The following is a 16,798-nucleotide window of genomic DNA, read 5'->3' as shown; positions in this document are numbered from 1 at the left end:
CTGGAAGCACCCCTCATCACCCCTCGGAACCCCTTCCGTGCTGACTTGGTGCTGACTTCGTGGGGGAGGGGTCCGGCGACGGTGCTGGATCTGGATCGGGGGACCGGTTCGACGTTCGCCAGACGGCCACAAGGGGCGGCGCTAACCTCCGGCCTATGGGTGACACGACCGAATCCAATGCCCCCGTGAATTACGCCAGCCCCCCTGCTCATTTCGCCCTCGTGTACGGCGAGCCCGTGAAGGTCGGAGAGGCGGCTATCAGGGTCGGCTGGAGGTGGGTCAGTGGCTGCCACGCAGGCGACCCGGCCCCCGAAGAACAGAGTCAGTAGGAAAGACCCGAACGGGCTTCTCGCGTTGGCAGGTAGGGCACAGATGAAAGCCGCCCTCGTCGGTCACGACACTCCCCCAGCCGCGACATTCCTCACACCCCCGAGCGCGTTCGACGATTACTCGCGGGCCAGGGGCGGGGTCGCTGCTGGCGTTTTTGATCACGCCGGCGCTCCTCGGTGAGAACTCCGCTGTGCCTTCGCTGTCAGTATCCGCCGCACGTCGCCCCACGTCGAAGGGCAGTTCCGGGTGATCACCGCTCGGCCCGGTTGGAAATTCAACCATCGAATGATCGAATTCGGTCCCGGTTGAGTGCTCACACACAGATTTCAACATCAACTTTCATCCCTCGGGTTAGATCCAATACGCCCCAAGGATGACTTTCAAGATCGAAAGCTACCCACGAGTTTCGAACGAGCGTTCCCGTGTTCTACTGAGCGGAAGCAGACGTTCCAGTTGATCGGGGGAGCTTGTTTTGTCCTGCCATCGAAACCTCGTGTCCCGCGCCCTTGCCCTGCCCGAGAAGGGGGAGCCGCAGAGACGCACCGCGATCACTGCTTGGGGACTACTGGCCAGCGTCGCCGTCTACACGGGCGGCATGGGCTTGACGCAGCATCATCCCCAATCCGCGGGAGGCAAGGGCCCTGCCAAGGCGGCGCCGGACCTGGAGCCGGACGCTCAGCCGCTCAAGGACCCGAAGGTCGGAGACGTGTACCGCCGCGACCCGAAGAAGGGGTACGTCCCCACGTACTTCGACGGGCGAGGCGGAATCGCCGGAGTACCGCTGACCGATGAACAGCGTCGGGCCGTCGTGAAGGAAGCCCTGCGGCGGGGTGTCTCGCCCGAGGACGCTCACGCCCTGGCATACGGAGAGGCGGAGGAGTCCGGCCCGATCGTTAAGCCGAACATCAAGCCGCCGTCGTTCGGCGGCTCGACCCTCCTGGCCTCCGGGCCGGTCTACCGCGAGGTTGCCCCTGCGGAGAAGAGCGAGGCCGAGGGTGGCGCCCCCGCTTCGGGGAGTGCCGCCCCTGGCGACGACCTGCCGGCCGCGCCGCAGAGCAAAGGCGGCGAGGGCAAGGGCAAGGAAAAGGCGGCCAAGGAGAAGAAGCAGCCGACCATGAAGGAGAGCTTGAAGAGGTCGGTGGAAGCCGTTATTCCCGACCCCATCGAAGAGCCCGTCGAAGACTTCCTGGGGCGGATGAGCCCGTTCCGCTCGTACATGTTCGCGATCAGCGCGCCCGGCACCGAGCCGACGTTCACGGTTGCCGAGCCCGAGGGCGGCATGGTTACCGTCACTGCCGAGTCGCAGGTGACCGACAACATGACCGTCACGGTCGACGTCACCGCGCCCGTCGAGGAGACCCCCGAGGCGCCGCCGAGCACGGTCTCGGTGACCGTGACGGACCCCCAGACGGACACGGTGACTGTTGCCACCGAGACGGAAACCGTCGAGGGCGGACACGACGACATTCCGCGGGTTGCAATAGGTGAGGTGGTTGAGGCAGTGGTCACTGCGGCCACCGACGACAGCGCACAGCCGGGCGACGTAGTCGCAGCGGGCGAGGCCATCGAGGACGCCCAGGAGGCCCTGGAGTCCCTCCCGGAACCCGAGCAGCCCCAGCCGTCCCCCGAGCCCGCTGTGACCGCGCCCGCTTCCGCGCCCGAGGAGTCTCAGCGACCCGTGCCCACTCCTGAAATGGTGGAGCCCCGGCCCTCCGAGACCCCAGAGGCCGACGTTTCCGGGCAGTCCTAGGGCTTCCTGTGCTTGCCGGTGCCCGGTGCGAGCGGCTGCGCCTAGCGGTCACGTCAGCGACGCTGGCGGGCGGCAAGGAGCAGCCGCTCAGGGTCGAGGCCGAGGGCGTCAAGGAGGTCAAGGCAGTCGGCCCACGAGCGGGCGTTGCTCGCGACCCGCATGGCCGCTCTATCCCGTTCCTCTTCGGACGCGCCCCGTGCCGTCGGCACACTGCTTTCGATGGGCCGCAACCGGTTGTTGTGGTAGCTGCTGGAGCGAGCCACTATGCCGCCTTGGCCAGATCCAGGGCGCCGTGCCGGGTGAGGTCCTGGCAGACAGCCAGCGCCGTCCTTGTGGCGTCCTCCCCGGTCTGGCGGACATCGACCGCCGTGCCGCTCAGCGAGAACGCGCGGGCCCGCACGGTGTAGGTGACGGTGTTGCCGTTGTCGTTCGTGGTGCAGTACCCGGCGAGCGGCGCGTTGCAGAACCCGCCCATGTGTCGCAGGATGGCGCGCTCCGCTTCGGCCTCGGTCTCCGTCTCCGGGTGATGGAGCTTCGAGATCTCCTTGCGGGTGTCCATGTCGTCCTCGCGCGTCTGGAGGGCGATGATCGCAGCCCCGAGCGGCGGGCAGATGATCTCGGTGCTGATCCGCTCGCCGATCCGGTGGCGAAGGCCGAGCCGCTCCATCGAGCAGGAGGCCACGATCAGGGCATCCACGGCGTGTGAGAACAGAGCCTCAAGGCGCTCGTGGACCGGTCCGCGCAGCGGGACGACTTCCAGGTCCGGGCGATAGGTCCGCAAGGCGGCGGTGCGTCGCACGGAGGCCGTGCCGACCGTAGCGCCGATGGGCAGCGTGTCGAGACGGAGCTCGGGATCGCGGGTGACGAGGCAGTCTCGGATGTCGTCTCGCCGCAGGTAGGTGGCCATCGTCAGGCCCTCGGTGTCGTGGGTCGGGGCGTCCTTGAGACAGTGGACGGCGACGTCGATCTCGCCATCCAGGAGTGCGGCCTCGATCTCCTCGGAGAAGACACCGTCCGACTCCAGGGGCGCGCGGTCCTGCTCGCGGTCGCCTCCGGCGCCATAGAACGGATGCAAGACGACGCGGGTCGGTGCGAGCTGCGCCAGGATGGGCGCGGTCTGCATCAGGGACATCTTCGACGCGCGAGCGCCGATGCGTACGGGACTCACCTGGTTCTCCTTTGGTGACAAACTGTCGGAAACTGCTTGGTTCTGGTGCAAGTACGATTGAGCGTCAACAGACCCGCGTCAGCGAGGAGTTGACCCGAATGAGCGACCTAGTCCGAATCGGTTCCAGGGCAAGCAAGCTGGCGAAGACGCAGGTCACCGAGTGGCTTACGCCTCTCGCGGCACAGTTCCCCGGCGTCCGGTTCAAGCGGGAGATCATCCTCGAAGGCGGCGACCAGGACCGCGTCACGCCCACACTCGCCGAGGTCGCCAAGACGGCCGGCGGGTCCGCCTTCTCCACCAACCAGGAAGCGGCCTTGGTCACCGGCCAGGTGGACGTGATCGTGCACTCGCTGAAGGACCTCCCCACCACCGTCACCGAGGGCACGACCCTGCTCACCACGCCCGGACCCCGCGAGGACGTACGGGATGTGCTGTGTGGCGCCACGCTCGACGACCTTCCGCAAGGGGCCAGCGTGGGGACCGGAGCTCCCCGACGTGTGGCCCAGCTCCTCGCGCTCCGGCCGGACCTGCGAGTCGTGCCAATCCGCGGCAACGTGCCGGGAAGGCTGGCACGGACCACCAAGGGCAGCCTCGACGCAGTCGTGCTCGCGGCGGCTGGACTGAATCGGCTCGGCCTGATGCCCGAGGTACACCAAGTGCTCGATCCCGTTGTCTTCCCGCCGTCTCCGGGGCAGGGTGCACTGGGTATCCAGGTCCGCGTCGATTCCCCCGCCGCTCGGCTCCTGGCTGGAACCGGAGACACGCAGGTCGATGCGTGCGTACGCGCTGAGCGCGCCTTGCTGGCCGAACTTCATGGCGGGTGCTCGGTTCCGGTCGGAGCGTGGGGGAGGGTCGAGTCAGACGGGCTGCTGCATCTGTCGGCCGCCGTCACCTCCCTGGACGGGGCGACGCAGGTGACCGGGGCAGGCTCCGGGCCGGTGGACGATCCGGAGAAGCTCGGTGCCTGCGTCGCCGCAGACCTGCTGGCTCAAGGAGCGGCCAGCATCCTGGCCGCGATCAGGAGGCCCTGAGCTCCCGCGCGATCTCCAGCGCGCCGTAGGTGATGATCCGGTCGGCACCCGCCCTCTTCAGGACGGTGTACGCCTCGATGAGCCCCCTCACGTCCCGCTCGCCGTCTGCTCGCCGGTCGGTCAGCCGCAGGTACTCGCCGCTCACGGAGAAGGGCATGACGGGAACGGGCAGCTTGTCCTTCAGGTGCACGACGGTGTCCACGGTGTGGAGCGCGGGCTCGGTGAGGATCATGTCGGCGCCCTCGTCGACCATCTGCCGAGCCAGGTGGACAGCCTGCTCGGGCTGTCGCGGATTGATCTGGAAGGCTCGCGCCCCCGAGCGGGGGACTGCCTCCATGGTGGCCCGGTACCCCTCGTAGAGCGAGGACTCGAAGATCAGGTGCGGCATGATCGCCACGTCCTTGTGCCCGGCGGTGTCGAGGGCCTCGCGGACCGCGCGCACGGAGCCGGGGATCATCGCGGCCGGGCCGACGATGTCCGCGCCGGCATCGGCCTGCATCACCGCCTGGGCCGCCATGACTTCGGTCGTCTCCTCCAGGTCCATGGCGCCACGCTCGTCCGCGAGCCAGCACTCGCCCGAGTCGTTGTGCGAGCACACGCACGTTTCCGTCATCACGGCGAGGCTTGGGGCGGCCTTCTTCGCCGCCCGGATCGCGCGGGCCATCAGGCCCGTGGGGGATGAGCCCTGGGAGGCGCGGCCGTCCCTGACGCGGGAGCCAGCGAAGATCTTCACCGACTTCAGGCCGAGGGACTCCATGGCCGCAACGGCACCGGGCACCTCGCGCACGGTGAGGGTCGGCATGGGGCGGGAGGCGTCGTCGTCGTCCTCACGCATGAGGAAGACCATGGTCAGGTCGGCCGGCGCGAGACTGGGGCCGCCGAGGTAGTTCCGTACGGCTAAGCGGTGGGTGGGCACGTGCTCCTCCTGCAAGGTCAAAGACGGTTGACTGCGTGGGGGGCCTGGGAAGCCCGCCCCGGCCGGATCACTCGCTCCGGGGGGAATGTCGAAGCGGGTGTCGCGCCACGGCCGGGGCGGGCGTCTGGGGGTGGTGCTACGCCATGAGCACCGCATAGGCGCCGAGCGGCTCGGCGGCGTCGGAGTCGCCCTGGTCGGCCTCGCCGCCAGCGGCCCCGCTCTCGCCCGGCTCCTCGGCGAGCTCGGTGTCGCTCTCGACGACCTTGGGCTTGTCCGTCTCGGTCGTTTCGATGATCGCGGGCATCGCGACCCTTTCTGTCGTCGGTCCCCGGCCCGGATGGGCTCGGGGGTGCCCGTCCGCCCCCTACGAGCGGAGTGGGCAGCCGTCATCGGTTGGGCTGCCGGCCGTGATGATTACCGGCGCCCTCGGGAAGTCCCCGCCGATGGCGGAAGTCTGGGTCAGGCAGCTCGGCCGCCGACGATCAGCGCGATGGTGGCCACCCACGCGAGGGCCGCTATCAGCACCAGGACCCTGCTCACGGAAGGTCCACGACCGTGACCTTGCACAGCTCCCGGATGAGCTGGGAGGCGAGCACAGCGTTCAGGCGCTCGTCCCCGTACCTCAACCACGGGATCGTGTCGTTGCTCAGCCAGCTCGCCCCAGTCCATGTGTAGGCAGTCCCGGACACGCCCCAGAGCCGAGGCAGTTTGACGCGGAGCGGGACGAAGCGGTCGGCGTTCGGGCACTGCTCGACCGCCACCCGCGCACATGCCACGCACAGCGGAGGCATGTTGGTCAGCGAGCCCTCCGGCCATGTCGGCGGGTCCTGCGGCATCCGCCAGTCCAGGAAGAGCCAGCCGTCCTCGTTGCGACTCGCAGGCTCTGCACACACCTGACAGAGCAGGTCATACATGCACTCGCGCTGGCGTTCGCTGTTCATGAAGGCGAAGATCGGCCGACCCTTGATGGGGCCGCGATCGACGCGAGCCCAGAGAACGCCGCGCCGATCGCGATCATCGGGCTGCATGACTTTGTAGGCGAGTCGGGGCTTGGGGGTGAGCTCGATCGTCAGGTCCGCCAGGGGCCCGCCTTGTTCATCGTCGTACGCGACGACGAACGGCTCCACTGTCGGCCTGCTCAGCGTCCTCTTAGACATGGGCCGGTTCCTTCGACTCCGCCGTGGAGGCGCCCCAGCCCTCGCGGGTCAGCAGAGCCAGGAGGCCGCGCGCCGTCTGGGCGGCGTTCCTGACGCTCCTCTTGGACGGCCGGCATCCCTCGTTGGCCACGGCCCGCGCTTGGCTGACCATCTGGCGCACCACGATTCGCCCTGTGTCCAGCTCCGCCTCGGCTTCATCCGCGAGGGCCGAGAGGTACCCCTGAAGAGTCAGGAGGGTGGCGTCGAGCTCGCCGTCCCGTGCCTCGTCCAGGTGGCTGCTGAGCACGTAGTCCGTCGTCTGGCGGATGGCCTCCGCCGTGATGGGCAACGGACCGTCGCCGCACTCCTCGACCTGCTGTCGCCGCATCGCATCGAGGAACCGTTGCAGAAGAGCGGTCTCCGGGGTGACCCCCTCCGCCACGGCGAACCCGGCATCGGCAAGGCCGTGCTCCCAGGCGGCCCCGGCCTTCCGTTGCTCGGTCGACCCACGTAACGCCAGGCCGCGGGGGACGAGGGAGAAGGACGCCCGACGCTTAGCGTGCCTGCCCATCAGGAGGCCACCTCCACCGTGCACCACGTGCGCGTGTCGACTCTGCCCCAGTCCTTGGCGAACGCGGCGACAAGGAGCATTCCTCGGCCGCTCTCGTCGGTCGGCCCAGGTCTCTGGATGTGCGGCTGTCCAGAGGCGTGGTCGTCGACGTCGATCCGCACTTCGCTGGGGGAGAGCCACGTGAGCAAGAGGTCCACATTGGTGCGCTGGTCACCGTGCTGGATCGCGTTGGTGACGACTTCACTGACGAGGAGCTGCACCGTATGAATCTTGTCGGGGGCGATTCGGCCGGTGAGCTTGAGGTGCGCGGTTGTGAGCCGTCGCATGTGCTCGACACGCCTCGTGTCCGGGGGGAAGGACACCTTCATGGGGGCGGGCATCGTGAGGGGCGAGAGGACGCCAGCGCTGAGGGCAGAGGGCGCTGTCATGCCTCTGCCCCTTCGACTTCAATGGCGGCCGGCATGGGGTTCTCGTCGCCTTCGTCCAGGTAGTTCGCGAACTTGGCGACGGATGCCAACCAGGCGCGGAAGTCCGCCTGGTCCTGGGGGGTGTCGGCGATGTGCCCGATGGCCGGGGCGACGAGACCCTCGGCGTGGTTCTCGCGGAGCAGGCGCGACACCTCGAACCATCCCGGCCGCTCACGGCGCGAGCGGGAGGTGAGGCCCGTGTCGAAGAGCACGGCCTCACTCGGAACGATCCAGTCACGAGCCTCGGCGTACGCGCGGAGCCGGTCCAGGACAGGAGCCGGGTTACTGCCCTCGTCGAGGTTGGCGTAGAGAACCACGCGAGTGCGGTCAGGGAAGCCGCTCGACGCGTCTGCGATGTTGCGGCGGCGCTGGGAACTGGCGGGGGTCCGGTTCATGCCCCAACCGTGGCGCAGCCCTTTGTGGTCGGGAAGTAACGAGCCGTATCACTAACAGAAGTTGCAAGGCCCCCAGTAACACGAGCCGTATCACCAGGGGGACTTGAGCGAGCAGTAGTGATACGCCGCGTATCACTTCACAGGCCCTCGAACTGGCATATGCCAGTCTACAGCGCGGTTTTGACCGTGGCTGGTGCGTAGCCATCCACCGGAATCGCCGGGACTCCGATGAGCTCGGAAACCCTGCGCAGGCGTGCCGTTGAGGCGTTTCCGATCTTCTGCACGATCACCGCGGGAAGGGCCTGGTGCCGGGACCACTGGGGGGCGTCGTGCAGGACTCCTTCCAGCGTGTCGAGCGCTGCGTCGAACAGCTTCGCGTCCGCCTGGGCCATCGCAACGTCGAGTTGGTAGCGGTTGCGGGCGGCGTCTGCCAGGCCGGTGAGGTGTGCCGGCTTCACGGACTCGATCAGCTTGAGGGCCTTGCCGGGCTTCCCGATGGTCACGTTGATGCCGACAGCCTGCGTGGTGGCCGTGTGGGGCCCGAATCGTGCTCCGTGGAAGTCACGCTCTCGGCCGAGGCGAGCTCCGACAGCATGGAGGCGAGAGAGGAAGTCCCCGGTCCGGTCGTCATCCTCCAAGCGCGCGGCCGTCACCGCACAATGGTTGAGGAGGTTGCCGTAGACGGTGAGCCGTTCGGCGCCTTGGTCGGAGTACCGGGGTTCGATCTCGCTGGCCGCAGCTTCGGCGACTTCCATGGACCGCTGGAGCCTTCCGTCCCGGAGGTAGACCCAGGATCGTGCCGAGTCGACCCTCGCAGTCCGCAGTGGGTCGCCTGCCGCGATGGCGGCGCTGCGCGAGTGGCCGATGGACGAGTAGGCCAAGTCTCGGGCGCCGAACAGGTTCGCGACGCACGCCGCGATCTGATAGCCGTCCGACAGGTATCCCAGGACAGGGTGTGCCGCGTCGCCATCGAGGGTCTGAGCCGTGACGGCGGCGTCGCGGAGCAGGGGGCCGAGGACGGCGCCGAGCTCCTGGTAGTCACCGGCCCAGTACAGCGACCATGCCTTCTCCGTCGCGCGGGAAAGATCCTCGGCGGCGACCGGTTCGGTGTCCCCAGGCAGGAAGCCGGCAGCCGTGTCGTGCACGCTGGATGAGATGTAGCGCAGCGTCGAGCGGTCGTCCTGCTCCATCGAACGGCGAGGGGCCTGCTGTCCCAGGATGACGCTGGTATCCACGCTCAGCGCGTTGGCGATCTTCAGTAGCGTCGGCAGGGAGAGACGACGGTTCTGCTCGGCGGCCCGGATGGTGGGAAGGGCCAGTTTGGTCTTATTGGCGAGTTGTTGCTGCGACATGTGCTTGCCGCGAAGGATCTTGATGCGCTCGCCAGTGCTGTAGTCACTCCAGTGGGGCATTCCCGACTCCAAGTCCGTTCAAGAACACGCGCCTATGCTTGAACGGTACCCGGCGCAAGGGGGCGAACGCGCAGTCCTGCCGGAACCCTTGTCTCATGCGCTATAGAGGTGTTGGCCCCGCCCCAATGCCTTTGGAGCGGGGCCGTTCTCACGCTGCGCGGTCCATGTCGTCGTACCCGTCCACGTAGTCGTGGCCGTTCAGGTGTGCGGCGAGTTTGCCGACTCCGCGTTCGAGGCGGTACCGCACCGCCCGGTCGGTCACGCCGTCGCGGGCGGCGATCAGGCTGTCTGGCCAGTCGAGGGAGTACCGCAGGAACAGCGCTCGCCGCTCGCCGAGGGACAGCTCGCACGCCTTCCATGCCTGGCGGATGTCGGCGAGGTGGGCGAACAGGACGCCCGCGGCTTTCTTGTCGACCGTGCCCTTCGGCATGTCCGCGTCCGGCGCGGTCGGGCATCGGATGCCGTATGCGGCTTCTACGTCCCAGACGGCCGGCAAGAGGTGCTCTACGAGGCGCCTGTCGTAGCCGCTCATCGTTCACCAGCGCTGACGCGGTCGCAGGCCGCCTCGTAGGACACGTGCCGCGTGCGGTGCCGGGCCTGCGTCTTGATCTGGTCGGTGAGGTCCAGCAGGAGCCGGTGATACAGCACGCCGAGCCCGAGCTCCTGGTTGCCGAGGCACTCGCGCACCATCTCGGGCTTCGTGGCGAGGATGAGCGCGGCCTCCTGGAACGCGTCGTCGTACTCCATGGTGAGCCGCTCCTCGTAGCCGTCTGCCATGCGCCGGGCGGCCCGGCCGGCAAGGGTCATCACCTCGGGAGTCAGGACGGACCAGTCCGCGGCTTGGCTCACCGGACCACCTCCTTCACCGGCACCTGGCCGTCCTTCGTGACCATGACCATCAGCCCCGGGGCGCCTCGAGTGCCGGTGCGGTGCCGCCACCACGTCGACTCCGACTCCATGGCCGGCACCTGAATGAAAGTCCTTGGCCCGTCCGTGTCGACGTGCTCGTGGTGCAGGTGGCCAGCCAGCAGGACATCGGCCTGATGCATGGCGGACGACTTGTCGAAACTCTGTCCCTTCCACCATTCGAAGTGTTTGCCGCCGCGCCACTGGTGCCCGTGAGCGTGTGCGACGACCGTTCCGCTGCACTCGACCACGACCGTCAGCTCGTCCGTGCCCGGCACGAAGACCTCGACGTGGGCGTACTCCTCGCCTGCCAGGCTCAGGGCCTCGGCGACCGAGATCAGGGCGTCAGTGTCGTGCGAGTCGTCGTAGCGGGTGACCCCCCGGCCGTTCGGGCGGACGGCTTCACCGTGGTTGCCGGGGACGGCGACGACCGTCAGCCGGGAGGTGAGGGGAGCGAGCTTGAGCACGGCGTGTGCCATCAGGCGCCGGGTCAGCCGGATCTGCTCGGTGAGGGTGAGCTGTGTTCTCCAGGTGTTCGCTCCGCCCTGGGAGACGAAACCTTCGACATGATCACCCAGCCAGGCCAGATGAACGTGGTCGATGGCGAAGCGCATTCGGTACTCGGACAGCAGGTCCGCAGCCTTGTCGATGCAGTCCATCGCTCGGCGGAGCGTGCCCTCGGGGCCGTCGCCGTCGAGCTTGCCGAGCTGCATGTCGCCCAGGGCGATGATGTAGGTCCACTCGCCCTCCGTGTCCTGCGTGACGCGCACGGGCGGGGGCTGCTGGTCGAACACGGCCAGCAGCTCGTCGAGGCTGGGGCGCTCGGCAGGCTGGCCCTTGCGGCGACTGAAGGAGAACCGCGCACTCACGCCCGGCTCCCCGTTGGGCATGGTCCACTCGCTCGCGCGGAAGCCGGTGACTTCCCATTCGGCGGGGTCGAGACGGTGGGCACGCAGAACGTCGGTGGCCGAGGAGTCGGGGTCCATCTCGGCGGGGCCGCGTACGGTGACCTCGGCCGCGTCGCCGGAGACCTCGATCTGCCGGGTGTAGTCGCGGTCGGGGTCGGTCTGGCGGGCGGGTGTGGGCGGTGCGGTGGGCGTGGCCAGCAGGTCAGCCAGCAGGGTGTCAGTCACAGGTTAACTAAGCCTCCAGAAGGGAACGCCGGTACGTACGGATGGTGGATGCGCTGACGCTGTGGCCGTGCTTGCGCAGGACCAGGGCGAGCCGCTCGGCCGAGGAGCCGTCCAGGAGCCGGATCATCACGGACTCGCGCTCGTCGGGCTCCAGCTCGTCGTAGATGCGCTGAAGGGTGGGGCCGGGGTTCCCGGGCAGTCCTTCGCTCACGCGGCCTCCCGGTCGATGGACTCCACCGCGGCCACGGCGAGGGCAGCCAGGCGGACGAGGCCGCCGCGCACGTGCCGGGGGTCCTCCTCGGCCAGGGCTCCGAACGTGGCGGCGAGCAGTGTGGAGTCCCAGCCCGGGACGCCGTCCAGGTCGCGGCTGATGTCGATCGATCGCCAGCGGTTCGCTTCCCGCTGGTGGTGCTCGCGGCCCTTGTTCGGGTGCCGGCCGCCAGCCATGGGCACGAGCCGCTCTCCGACCACCTTCCGGGCCGCACGGACCTCGGACAGGATCGCGGTCACGGATGCCGGCCGCTTCTTCGTGTCGGTCACTTCTCGTCCTCCTTGATCAGGTCCAGCAGGGCCTGGGCGCCTGCCTGCTTGTAGGTCTCGGTCACGTCGCCGAGCCGCAGCCTCATGCCGCGTGCGGAGCGGGGCAGGGAGCGGCAGACCTTCGCGGTGAACTCCGAGCCCGCGTCATCCGGGTCGCCCCACACACGCACGCGGTTGAAGCCCGCGAGCATCCGGCGGGGGCGGCCCAGCCAGAGGGCGGCGCCCGGGATGGCGACCGCGTGGAGACCAACCTTGCGCAAGATGATCCGGTCGAGCTCCCCCTCGGTCACGTCGATCGTGTCCCCGGCGACGTGCACCGAGTCCACGCCGTACATGCGCGGCGGGTCATCCTTCAGCGAGTTGTACTTGCCGTGAAAGTGGGCCCGGTGGTCGTGGTCTTCCAGGCACCGAAAGCGCATGGTCAGCGGCTGGCCAGTACGCCCCAGGTAGGGAATCGCGAGCATTCCGCGGAACCGCTCGTGCCCGGGGAAGGCATCATCCCCGACGACGCCAAGCCGGTACGTAGCCGCCTCGGCCTTTCCGATCCCGCGATTCAGCAGATACCTTGCGGCGTCCGCCGTAAGCGCTGCCTGATAGGCGCTCGTCGCCTCCTCCAGCATCTCGCGTTGCGAGGCCGAGAGAGGCTGCAAGGGACTTGGCTCCGACAAAAGCTATCTCGTTCCTGTTGACGGCTGTCTCGTAGTGGATGATGAATTCGTAACTGTCACCGCCTCGTTGGCATGAGTGGCATTTCCACACCTGCCGGTCGAGGTTGTAGGAGAAGCTCGGCGTCCTGTCTTCGTGCAGGGGGCAGGGGGCCATGCCGATGGCTCGCTCGGGGTTGTAGTCGAGGTCGTAGTGACCGAAGACCGCCTCCAGCATGGGCTTCTCGTCCTCGTGGCCGTCGTCGCGGCCCCGGTCGATGCGCTGGAATCTCACGGCAGCATCCACCTGTCCAGGTCGCCCATGGGCACCTCGTAGAACTCCTCGATTGCCATGATGAGTTGGCCGTCGAATTCGCAGTCGCCGAGGCAGTCGAGGAATGCCTCGAACCCGAGCACTTCCTCAGCAGGGATCACGCGATGCGCTCCCCCCGGAAGAAGCCGCCGCCCGTATCGAAGCCGAGGTCGCCGAGGCCCTGCGGCTCGGTGAATTCGGCGAACAGGTCGCCCAGCTCCTTCGCCAGGCGCGCCAGCTCGGCTTCCTCCTCGTACGTGATCACTCGGGGTCCAGGTCGAAATACTCTTCAACCGTGGTCAGCACGAACGCCTTCCGCCACGACTTCCCGCGCCGCTTCACCACCACAATGGAGTCGACCAGCTCGGAGTCGAGGCTGCGGTGCTTGGCGAAGTTCTCGCGCTCGCGCATTGCCTCGTCCAGGAAAGGACCGGGCTCGAATTTCGCGTTCTTGGCCTCGATGATCAGGAAGCGGCCGTCGCCCTCCCGGATGACCATGTCGCCCTCGTCCTCGATGCCAGCCAGGCGCAGGCTCTCCACGTCCTCGCCGATGGCCCGCAGGCCCTCGCGGAGATCCGTCTCCCACTGCGCTCCCTTGCGCCGGTTCGCACGGTTCCGCGTCGCTATTTCAGTCACAGGTAAACACCCCTCCTCAAAAGAATGCCCGCATCGGCGGGCTTGCTACAGGTTAACACGCTAGGCCGCGTTGAGGACCTGCGTCGGCGACCAGGGCTGCGACGGTGAGGCCACCGGGATACGCGTCTCGAGCTTGGAGAAACGGGTCACCTCCGGGTGACAGCGCATCGACGCGTACCGCTTCGCGGTGGGGTCACACGGGCCCATCCTCTGCTTGATCACCGCGACCCGGTACTCGTGCGAGGTCGGGTCGAGCGCCACACTCAGGCTGAGCTCGGGCTTCTCGCTCAACCCGCCCTTGACCTGGTCGCGGGACGGCGGGGCCCACGGGTCGCTCTTGGCCTCCCAGCTCTTGTCGCTGGCGTGGTGGAGCACGATCACGGTCGCGCCGGTCGCGCGGGCCAGCTCGGTGAGCCCGCTCATCACGGACATCTGCTCCGTGTAGTCGCTCTCCGCGCCCTCGAAATCCATGAGGTTGTCACACACGATGACCTGCGGGTATTCGTCCCACAGCTCGATGAACGCCTCCAGCTCCTCGTCCACCGACTTCCAGGTGATCGGACTACCGAAGGAGAAGGTGATGCGGGAGCCAGCGAGCGCGGACAGGTACTCTTGACGGTGCCGGCCACCGGCCGCCATACCGGCCTCGACCATCTCGGTCGTGTCGCCCGTCATCATGCTGGCGAGGCGGCTACTGGCGGTGAAGGCACTCATATCGGCGGAGAAATAGAGCGTCGGGAGATTCATCATCGCCGTCCAGTACAGGGCGAAACCGCTCTTCTGGGTGCCGCTTCGACCAGCCACCATCACGACTTCGCCGTGCCGGGGGCGGCAGCCGAGGGCATACAGCGCCTCGAAGGCCGGGACGCGCGGCAGCTCCTTACCGGACTCGGCATGAAGGGCCAACGACCTTGCAGGGGTGAGCAATCCGGGAGTCTCCTCTCACGGTGGGGCGAGGGGGGCCAGCCCGAAGGCCAGCCCCCTCATGTCACGTGGTGTCAGTCGAAGTCGGGTGCGTCAGCAACGGCTGCGGCCACCGCGGCTTCGCGCTTCGTGGCGTAGTCGATGACGGCCTGCCGGATCGAGGCATCAGCCACCGGCCGCCACACCCACGCCGGGTGGGCCCCGGGGCGCTTCGGGGGGACCTGGGTCACGGTGACGATCGTGGCGCCGCCGACGACGGTCTCAAGGTCTCGGGCGAGGAGCGTCTGCTCGACTCGTGTGCCCTTGTTGATCTCGGGGTTGTGGGCTTCGAGCTGCTCGCGGGACTTGAAGACCGAGATGTCGCAGAGCGCCGAGTCCTTCGGGCCGTTGGGCGTGGGGCGCTGCCGGTCGTAGCTGTTGACCTCGACGAGGATCGCGAGGGCGTCCACGTTGTCCTTGGGCTTGAACCAGCCGCCGCCCTGGGTGGGGATGTCGATGAAGTTAAGGGTCACTAAGTCTGTCTCCTGTGTTCGGTTACTCGTTGATGCAGCGGGCGGGTACGTCGCCCGCCTTCGCGAAGGTCCACAGCCCGCACGGGGCTGCGACCCAGGTCCAGATGGAGGCCGCCAGCAGTGCTGCGGCGACGGTCACGGCGAGGACGGGGCGGCGGCTCACCCGGCTGCCTTCAGCTCGCGGCCCTTGGCCTTGTACGCGGCCATGACGCCCTCGTCGGAGAAGAAGGACTGGTTGGCCGCCCAGAGCTTCTGGAGGTCGGCGATGGTGGCCTGCTTGGCGATCTCGCCGAGAATCCAGCCGTTCGGCTCCTCCTGCGGGGCAGGTGCCGGCGGGGCGCTCGCCGCCGCCCAGGGGTCCGACGCGACCGGAGTGCTCTCCGTGGCGACTATCCGGCCGCCGAGCAGTCCGGCGATGTTGCCGGAGCCGTGCGCGATGCTGGTGGCCTCGACTACCAGCTCGCTGAGGGTAAGGTTGGTTACAGGTTCACTATCGAGGCCGAAGTAGTCGATGATCTGGCTGCGGACGACCTGCGGGGGGCCGTTGAAGACAGCCCAGGTGTCGCTGAAGCCTTCGCCGTACTTGATGGTCACTTTGATGCCGTGCTCGTGCGAGTGAATCACTCCGTCGGTCTCTCTCGTCATCAGTTACAGGTTAACAGCTTGGGGAGAGTTAAGCGGCCTGGCGGTGCGTGAGGCGCGTCACCCAGGGGAGCATGGCGTTCCGCACGCCGCGCATCTGCCGGATGTCCCGCGCGAGCTTGGCGGCCCGCCACCCGATCTCCAAGTCCACCCAGTACAGGGTGCACTCGCCCGTCCCGGCGGGCAGGTGGATGATGACGCCCCACTGCTGGGAGACCTGGGGCAGGGGCGTGTACGCCTTCGCCGCCTCGTCGGCGGGCACGGACGCCTTCTTCCACGCGGCGAGCGCCTTCTTGTCCGTCGCGTCCACGGGGGATCGGGTGTGGTCGTAGAGCTCGCCCCGGCTGTAGACCGCGAGCTGCGAGGCCATCTTCAGGGCGCCGTACTCGACGCTGCCGGTCTTCAGGTCGCCGATGAAGCGTCCCTCGACGTGCTCGCCGTCAGGGCCGGGCCCGCTGTAGGACAGCAGCCGGTCGAACGTGCCGCCCGTACCCAGCTCGGGCACCACGACGAACTGCTCGACGGCCTGGACCTCGAAGTGCACGGTCGCGCCCACGTAGGCGGACATGTCCCGCAGGTCGAGCTGTGACGCGTTGGCCGGCAGGGGGTCGCCGCGGTCGACGTACTCGGACAGGGTGTGCAGGTGTGTGCCGCGCTCGCGCTTGGAGTGGGCGCCGGACAGATCCACCGCGCGGTCGGCCAAGGTGTTGAGTCGCCGCTTGTCGTCGGCCTTCTCCGGGTCCAGGTGCCGCACGGTATCGAGGATGGACGGCTGCCGGGCGGCGCCGACCAGGGTCATGCGCCTGCCCCACGCGGCGAGTGCCGACTTGTCCTCGATCGCGTCGATGAACGTCGTCGTCCTAGTGAGGGCCCGGGGTCTACCGCCCTCCTTGGGTATGACCAGCGGGCGGTCCCAGCCGTCGCGGGGTACACCCTGGATAGGTGCCGGAATGTGAACAAATCGCACTACGCAGCCTCTTCGGAGTCGAAAACGCGCCGGGCAAGCTCCATGCGGATGCGCCCGTCGTCAAGGAAGAACGGTTCACCTTCGTCCTCGTCCAGCGGTTCGAGCCCCATCGCTCGTATCGCATCGAGGGCTGAGCGCACCGTATTCGGTCTTACGTCCTGGTCGAGGGTCATGTGGTAGTCCCACTCGTCCTCGTTGACGTACAGCACGACGCCTTCGGCGACGCGCATGGTGTCCCCCAAGGACACAGTTGCGCTCATCAGGTAACGGTTCCTTCTGTAAACCTGTGACTAAACCAGTTCTATGCCTCGTTCAAACCTGTGTCAACTCACCGCGTACCCCCCGGCTCCCCTGAACCCCGCCCCTTACGGGTTCCCTACCGGTGCGTAAACATTATGTGGAACC

General features: G+C 67.8%; 26 protein-coding genes. 2 read left to right on the top strand and 24 right to left on the bottom strand.

Annotated features, from left to right (window positions below; translation table 11 throughout):
* Positions 1 to 823 precede the first annotated feature (823 nt).
* Complete coding sequence (locus tag ACIG36_RS27210; RefSeq protein WP_399933080.1) at positions 824 to 2,080, top strand: hypothetical protein; 1,257 nt, start codon at positions 824 to 826, stop codon at positions 2,078 to 2,080.
* Between the two features lie 262 nt (positions 2,081 to 2,342).
* Here ACIG36_RS27210 and hemC (ACIG36_RS27205) read toward each other — a convergent pair whose 3' ends face one another.
* A complete protein-coding gene (gene hemC, locus ACIG36_RS27205) occupies positions 2,343 to 3,248 on the bottom strand; it encodes a hydroxymethylbilane synthase (protein WP_399933077.1) in 906 nt (301 codons plus the stop codon).
* Positions 3,249 to 3,346: 98 nt separating this feature from the next.
* Here hemC (ACIG36_RS27205) and hemC (ACIG36_RS27200) point away from each other — a divergent pair, with 98 nt between their 5' ends.
* Positions 3,347 to 4,279: a hydroxymethylbilane synthase gene (hemC, locus tag ACIG36_RS27200; protein ID WP_399933073.1), complete on the top strand. Its 933-nt coding sequence runs from the start codon at positions 3,347 to 3,349 to the stop codon at positions 4,277 to 4,279.
* Here hemC (ACIG36_RS27200) and ACIG36_RS27195 read toward each other — a convergent pair.
* From ACIG36_RS27195 to ACIG36_RS27085, 23 genes are all read right to left on the bottom strand, one after another.
* The gene (locus ACIG36_RS27195; RefSeq protein ID WP_399933071.1) at positions 4,266 to 5,195 is read right to left on the bottom strand and encodes a hypothetical protein; all 930 of its coding nucleotides are present in this window, start codon (positions 5,193 to 5,195) and stop codon (positions 4,266 to 4,268) included. The genes hemC (ACIG36_RS27200) and ACIG36_RS27195 overlap by 14 nt on opposite strands.
* A gap of 136 nt (positions 5,196 to 5,331) precedes the next feature.
* Complete coding sequence (locus ACIG36_RS27190) at positions 5,332 to 5,499, bottom strand: hypothetical protein (RefSeq protein WP_399933068.1); 168 nt, start codon at positions 5,497 to 5,499, stop codon at positions 5,332 to 5,334.
* Positions 5,500 to 5,731: 232 nt separating this feature from the next.
* Positions 5,732 to 6,352: a hypothetical protein gene (locus ACIG36_RS27185; protein ID WP_399933065.1), complete on the bottom strand. Its 621-nt coding sequence runs from the start codon at positions 6,350 to 6,352 to the stop codon at positions 5,732 to 5,734.
* A complete protein-coding gene (locus ACIG36_RS27180) occupies positions 6,345 to 6,902 on the bottom strand; it encodes a DUF6415 family natural product biosynthesis protein (protein WP_399933062.1) in 558 nt (185 codons plus the stop codon). The genes ACIG36_RS27185 and ACIG36_RS27180 overlap by 8 nt, the downstream gene beginning before the upstream one ends.
* On the bottom strand, positions 6,902 to 7,270 hold the full coding sequence (locus ACIG36_RS27175) for an ATP-binding protein (RefSeq protein ID WP_399933386.1): 369 nt from the start codon (positions 7,268 to 7,270) through the stop codon (positions 6,902 to 6,904). Before ACIG36_RS27175 ends, ACIG36_RS27180 begins: the two co-directional genes overlap by 1 nt.
* Before the next feature lie 56 nt (positions 7,271 to 7,326).
* Entirely contained in the window at positions 7,327 to 7,764 is a 438-nt protein-coding gene (locus ACIG36_RS27170; protein ID WP_399933060.1) for a hypothetical protein, read from the bottom strand.
* A gap of 167 nt (positions 7,765 to 7,931) precedes the next feature.
* Positions 7,932 to 9,176 (bottom strand): helix-turn-helix domain-containing protein, encoded by a 1,245-nt coding sequence (locus tag ACIG36_RS27165; protein WP_399933058.1) that lies wholly within the window; start codon positions 9,174 to 9,176, stop codon positions 7,932 to 7,934.
* 148 nt (positions 9,177 to 9,324) lie between these two features.
* Positions 9,325 to 9,606: a hypothetical protein gene (locus tag ACIG36_RS27160; protein ID WP_399933055.1), complete on the bottom strand. Its 282-nt coding sequence runs from the start codon at positions 9,604 to 9,606 to the stop codon at positions 9,325 to 9,327.
* Between the two features lie 98 nt (positions 9,607 to 9,704).
* On the bottom strand, positions 9,705 to 10,025 hold the full coding sequence (locus ACIG36_RS27155) for a hypothetical protein (protein WP_399933052.1): 321 nt from the start codon (positions 10,023 to 10,025) through the stop codon (positions 9,705 to 9,707).
* Positions 10,022 to 11,215, bottom strand: coding sequence for a hypothetical protein (locus tag ACIG36_RS27150; protein ID WP_399933049.1), 1,194 nt, complete (start codon positions 11,213 to 11,215; stop codon positions 10,022 to 10,024). Before ACIG36_RS27150 ends, ACIG36_RS27155 begins: the two co-directional genes overlap by 4 nt.
* A 7-nt stretch (positions 11,216 to 11,222) precedes the next feature.
* Positions 11,223 to 11,426 carry a hypothetical protein gene (locus ACIG36_RS27145; RefSeq protein ID WP_399933046.1) on the bottom strand — a complete coding sequence of 68 codons (204 nt, stop codon included), beginning with the start codon at positions 11,424 to 11,426 and terminating at the stop codon, positions 11,223 to 11,225.
* A complete protein-coding gene (locus ACIG36_RS27140; RefSeq protein ID WP_399933043.1) occupies positions 11,423 to 11,755 on the bottom strand; it encodes a hypothetical protein in 333 nt (110 codons plus the stop codon). The genes ACIG36_RS27145 and ACIG36_RS27140 overlap by 4 nt, the downstream gene beginning before the upstream one ends.
* Positions 11,752 to 12,219 carry a toprim domain-containing protein gene (locus ACIG36_RS27135; RefSeq protein WP_399933040.1) on the bottom strand — a complete coding sequence of 156 codons (468 nt, stop codon included), beginning with the start codon at positions 12,217 to 12,219 and terminating at the stop codon, positions 11,752 to 11,754. Before ACIG36_RS27135 ends, ACIG36_RS27140 begins: the two co-directional genes overlap by 4 nt.
* Positions 12,220 to 12,250: 31 nt before the next feature.
* Entirely contained in the window at positions 12,251 to 12,694 is a 444-nt protein-coding gene (locus ACIG36_RS27130) for a CHC2 zinc finger domain-containing protein (RefSeq protein ID WP_399933037.1), read from the bottom strand.
* Positions 12,691 to 12,834: a hypothetical protein gene (locus ACIG36_RS27125; RefSeq protein WP_399933035.1), complete on the bottom strand. Its 144-nt coding sequence runs from the start codon at positions 12,832 to 12,834 to the stop codon at positions 12,691 to 12,693. Before ACIG36_RS27125 ends, ACIG36_RS27130 begins: the two co-directional genes overlap by 4 nt.
* Complete coding sequence (locus ACIG36_RS27120) at positions 12,831 to 12,977, bottom strand: hypothetical protein (protein ID WP_399933033.1); 147 nt, start codon at positions 12,975 to 12,977, stop codon at positions 12,831 to 12,833. The genes ACIG36_RS27125 and ACIG36_RS27120 overlap by 4 nt, the downstream gene beginning before the upstream one ends.
* A complete protein-coding gene (locus ACIG36_RS27115) occupies positions 12,974 to 13,348 on the bottom strand; it encodes a hypothetical protein (protein ID WP_399933030.1) in 375 nt (124 codons plus the stop codon). Before ACIG36_RS27115 ends, ACIG36_RS27120 begins: the two co-directional genes overlap by 4 nt.
* A gap of 60 nt (positions 13,349 to 13,408) precedes the next feature.
* Entirely contained in the window at positions 13,409 to 14,254 is an 846-nt protein-coding gene (locus ACIG36_RS27110; protein WP_399933027.1) for an AAA family ATPase, read from the bottom strand.
* Between the two features lie 92 nt (positions 14,255 to 14,346).
* On the bottom strand, positions 14,347 to 14,784 hold the full coding sequence (locus ACIG36_RS27105; protein WP_399933025.1) for a hypothetical protein: 438 nt from the start codon (positions 14,782 to 14,784) through the stop codon (positions 14,347 to 14,349).
* Positions 14,785 to 14,806: 22 nt separating this feature from the next.
* Positions 14,807 to 14,947, bottom strand: coding sequence for a hypothetical protein (locus ACIG36_RS27100; protein WP_399933022.1), 141 nt, complete (start codon positions 14,945 to 14,947; stop codon positions 14,807 to 14,809).
* Positions 14,944 to 15,429: a hypothetical protein gene (locus tag ACIG36_RS27095; RefSeq protein WP_399933020.1), complete on the bottom strand. Its 486-nt coding sequence runs from the start codon at positions 15,427 to 15,429 to the stop codon at positions 14,944 to 14,946. Before ACIG36_RS27095 ends, ACIG36_RS27100 begins: the two co-directional genes overlap by 4 nt.
* Before the next feature lie 28 nt (positions 15,430 to 15,457).
* Positions 15,458 to 16,393 (bottom strand): hypothetical protein, encoded by a 936-nt coding sequence (locus ACIG36_RS27090; protein WP_399933017.1) that lies wholly within the window; start codon positions 16,391 to 16,393, stop codon positions 15,458 to 15,460.
* A complete protein-coding gene (locus ACIG36_RS27085) occupies positions 16,393 to 16,653 on the bottom strand; it encodes a hypothetical protein (RefSeq protein ID WP_399933014.1) in 261 nt (86 codons plus the stop codon). The genes ACIG36_RS27090 and ACIG36_RS27085 overlap by 1 nt, the downstream gene beginning before the upstream one ends.
* Positions 16,654 to 16,798: the final 145 nt, after the last annotated feature.

Origin of the sequence: Streptomyces sp. NPDC053048, assembly GCF_044547045.1 — a bacterium.
In the GTDB taxonomy this organism is placed as follows: Bacteria; Actinomycetota; Actinomycetes; order Streptomycetales; family Streptomycetaceae; genus Streptomyces.
Note: the sequence above shows the minus strand (reverse complement) of the source record. Positions and strands in the feature narration are given on the sequence as shown.

Bases quoted from the DNA above. Each gene is read 5' to 3' on its own strand.
- ACIG36_RS27170 (WP_399933060.1), bottom strand. From the start codon at position 7,764: ATGAACCGGACCCCCGCCAGTTCCCAGCGCCGCCGCAACATCGCAGAC.
- ACIG36_RS27175 (WP_399933386.1), bottom strand. From the start codon at position 7,270: ATGAAGGTGTCCTTCCCCCCGGACACGAGGCGTGTCGAGCACATGCGA.
- ACIG36_RS27135 (WP_399933040.1), bottom strand. From the start codon at position 12,219: ATGCTCGCGATTCCCTACCTGGGGCGTACTGGCCAGCCGCTGACCATG.
- ACIG36_RS27190 (WP_399933068.1), bottom strand. From the start codon at position 5,499: ATGCCCGCGATCATCGAAACGACCGAGACGGACAAGCCCAAGGTCGTC.
- ACIG36_RS27160 (WP_399933055.1), bottom strand. From the start codon at position 9,606: ATGCCGAAGGGCACGGTCGACAAGAAAGCCGCGGGCGTCCTGTTCGCC.
- ACIG36_RS27185 (WP_399933065.1), bottom strand. From the start codon at position 6,352: ATGTCTAAGAGGACGCTGAGCAGGCCGACAGTGGAGCCGTTCGTCGTC.
- ACIG36_RS27165 (WP_399933058.1), bottom strand. From the start codon at position 9,176: ATGCCCCACTGGAGTGACTACAGCACTGGCGAGCGCATCAAGATCCTT.
- ACIG36_RS27180 (WP_399933062.1), bottom strand. From the start codon at position 6,902: ATGGGCAGGCACGCTAAGCGTCGGGCGTCCTTCTCCCTCGTCCCCCGC.
- ACIG36_RS27085 (WP_399933014.1), bottom strand. From the start codon at position 16,653: ATGAGCGCAACTGTGTCCTTGGGGGACACCATGCGCGTCGCCGAAGGC.
- ACIG36_RS27095 (WP_399933020.1), bottom strand. From the start codon at position 15,429: ATGACGAGAGAGACCGACGGAGTGATTCACTCGCACGAGCACGGCATC.
- hemC (WP_399933073.1), top strand. From the start codon at position 3,347: ATGAGCGACCTAGTCCGAATCGGTTCCAGGGCAAGCAAGCTGGCGAAG.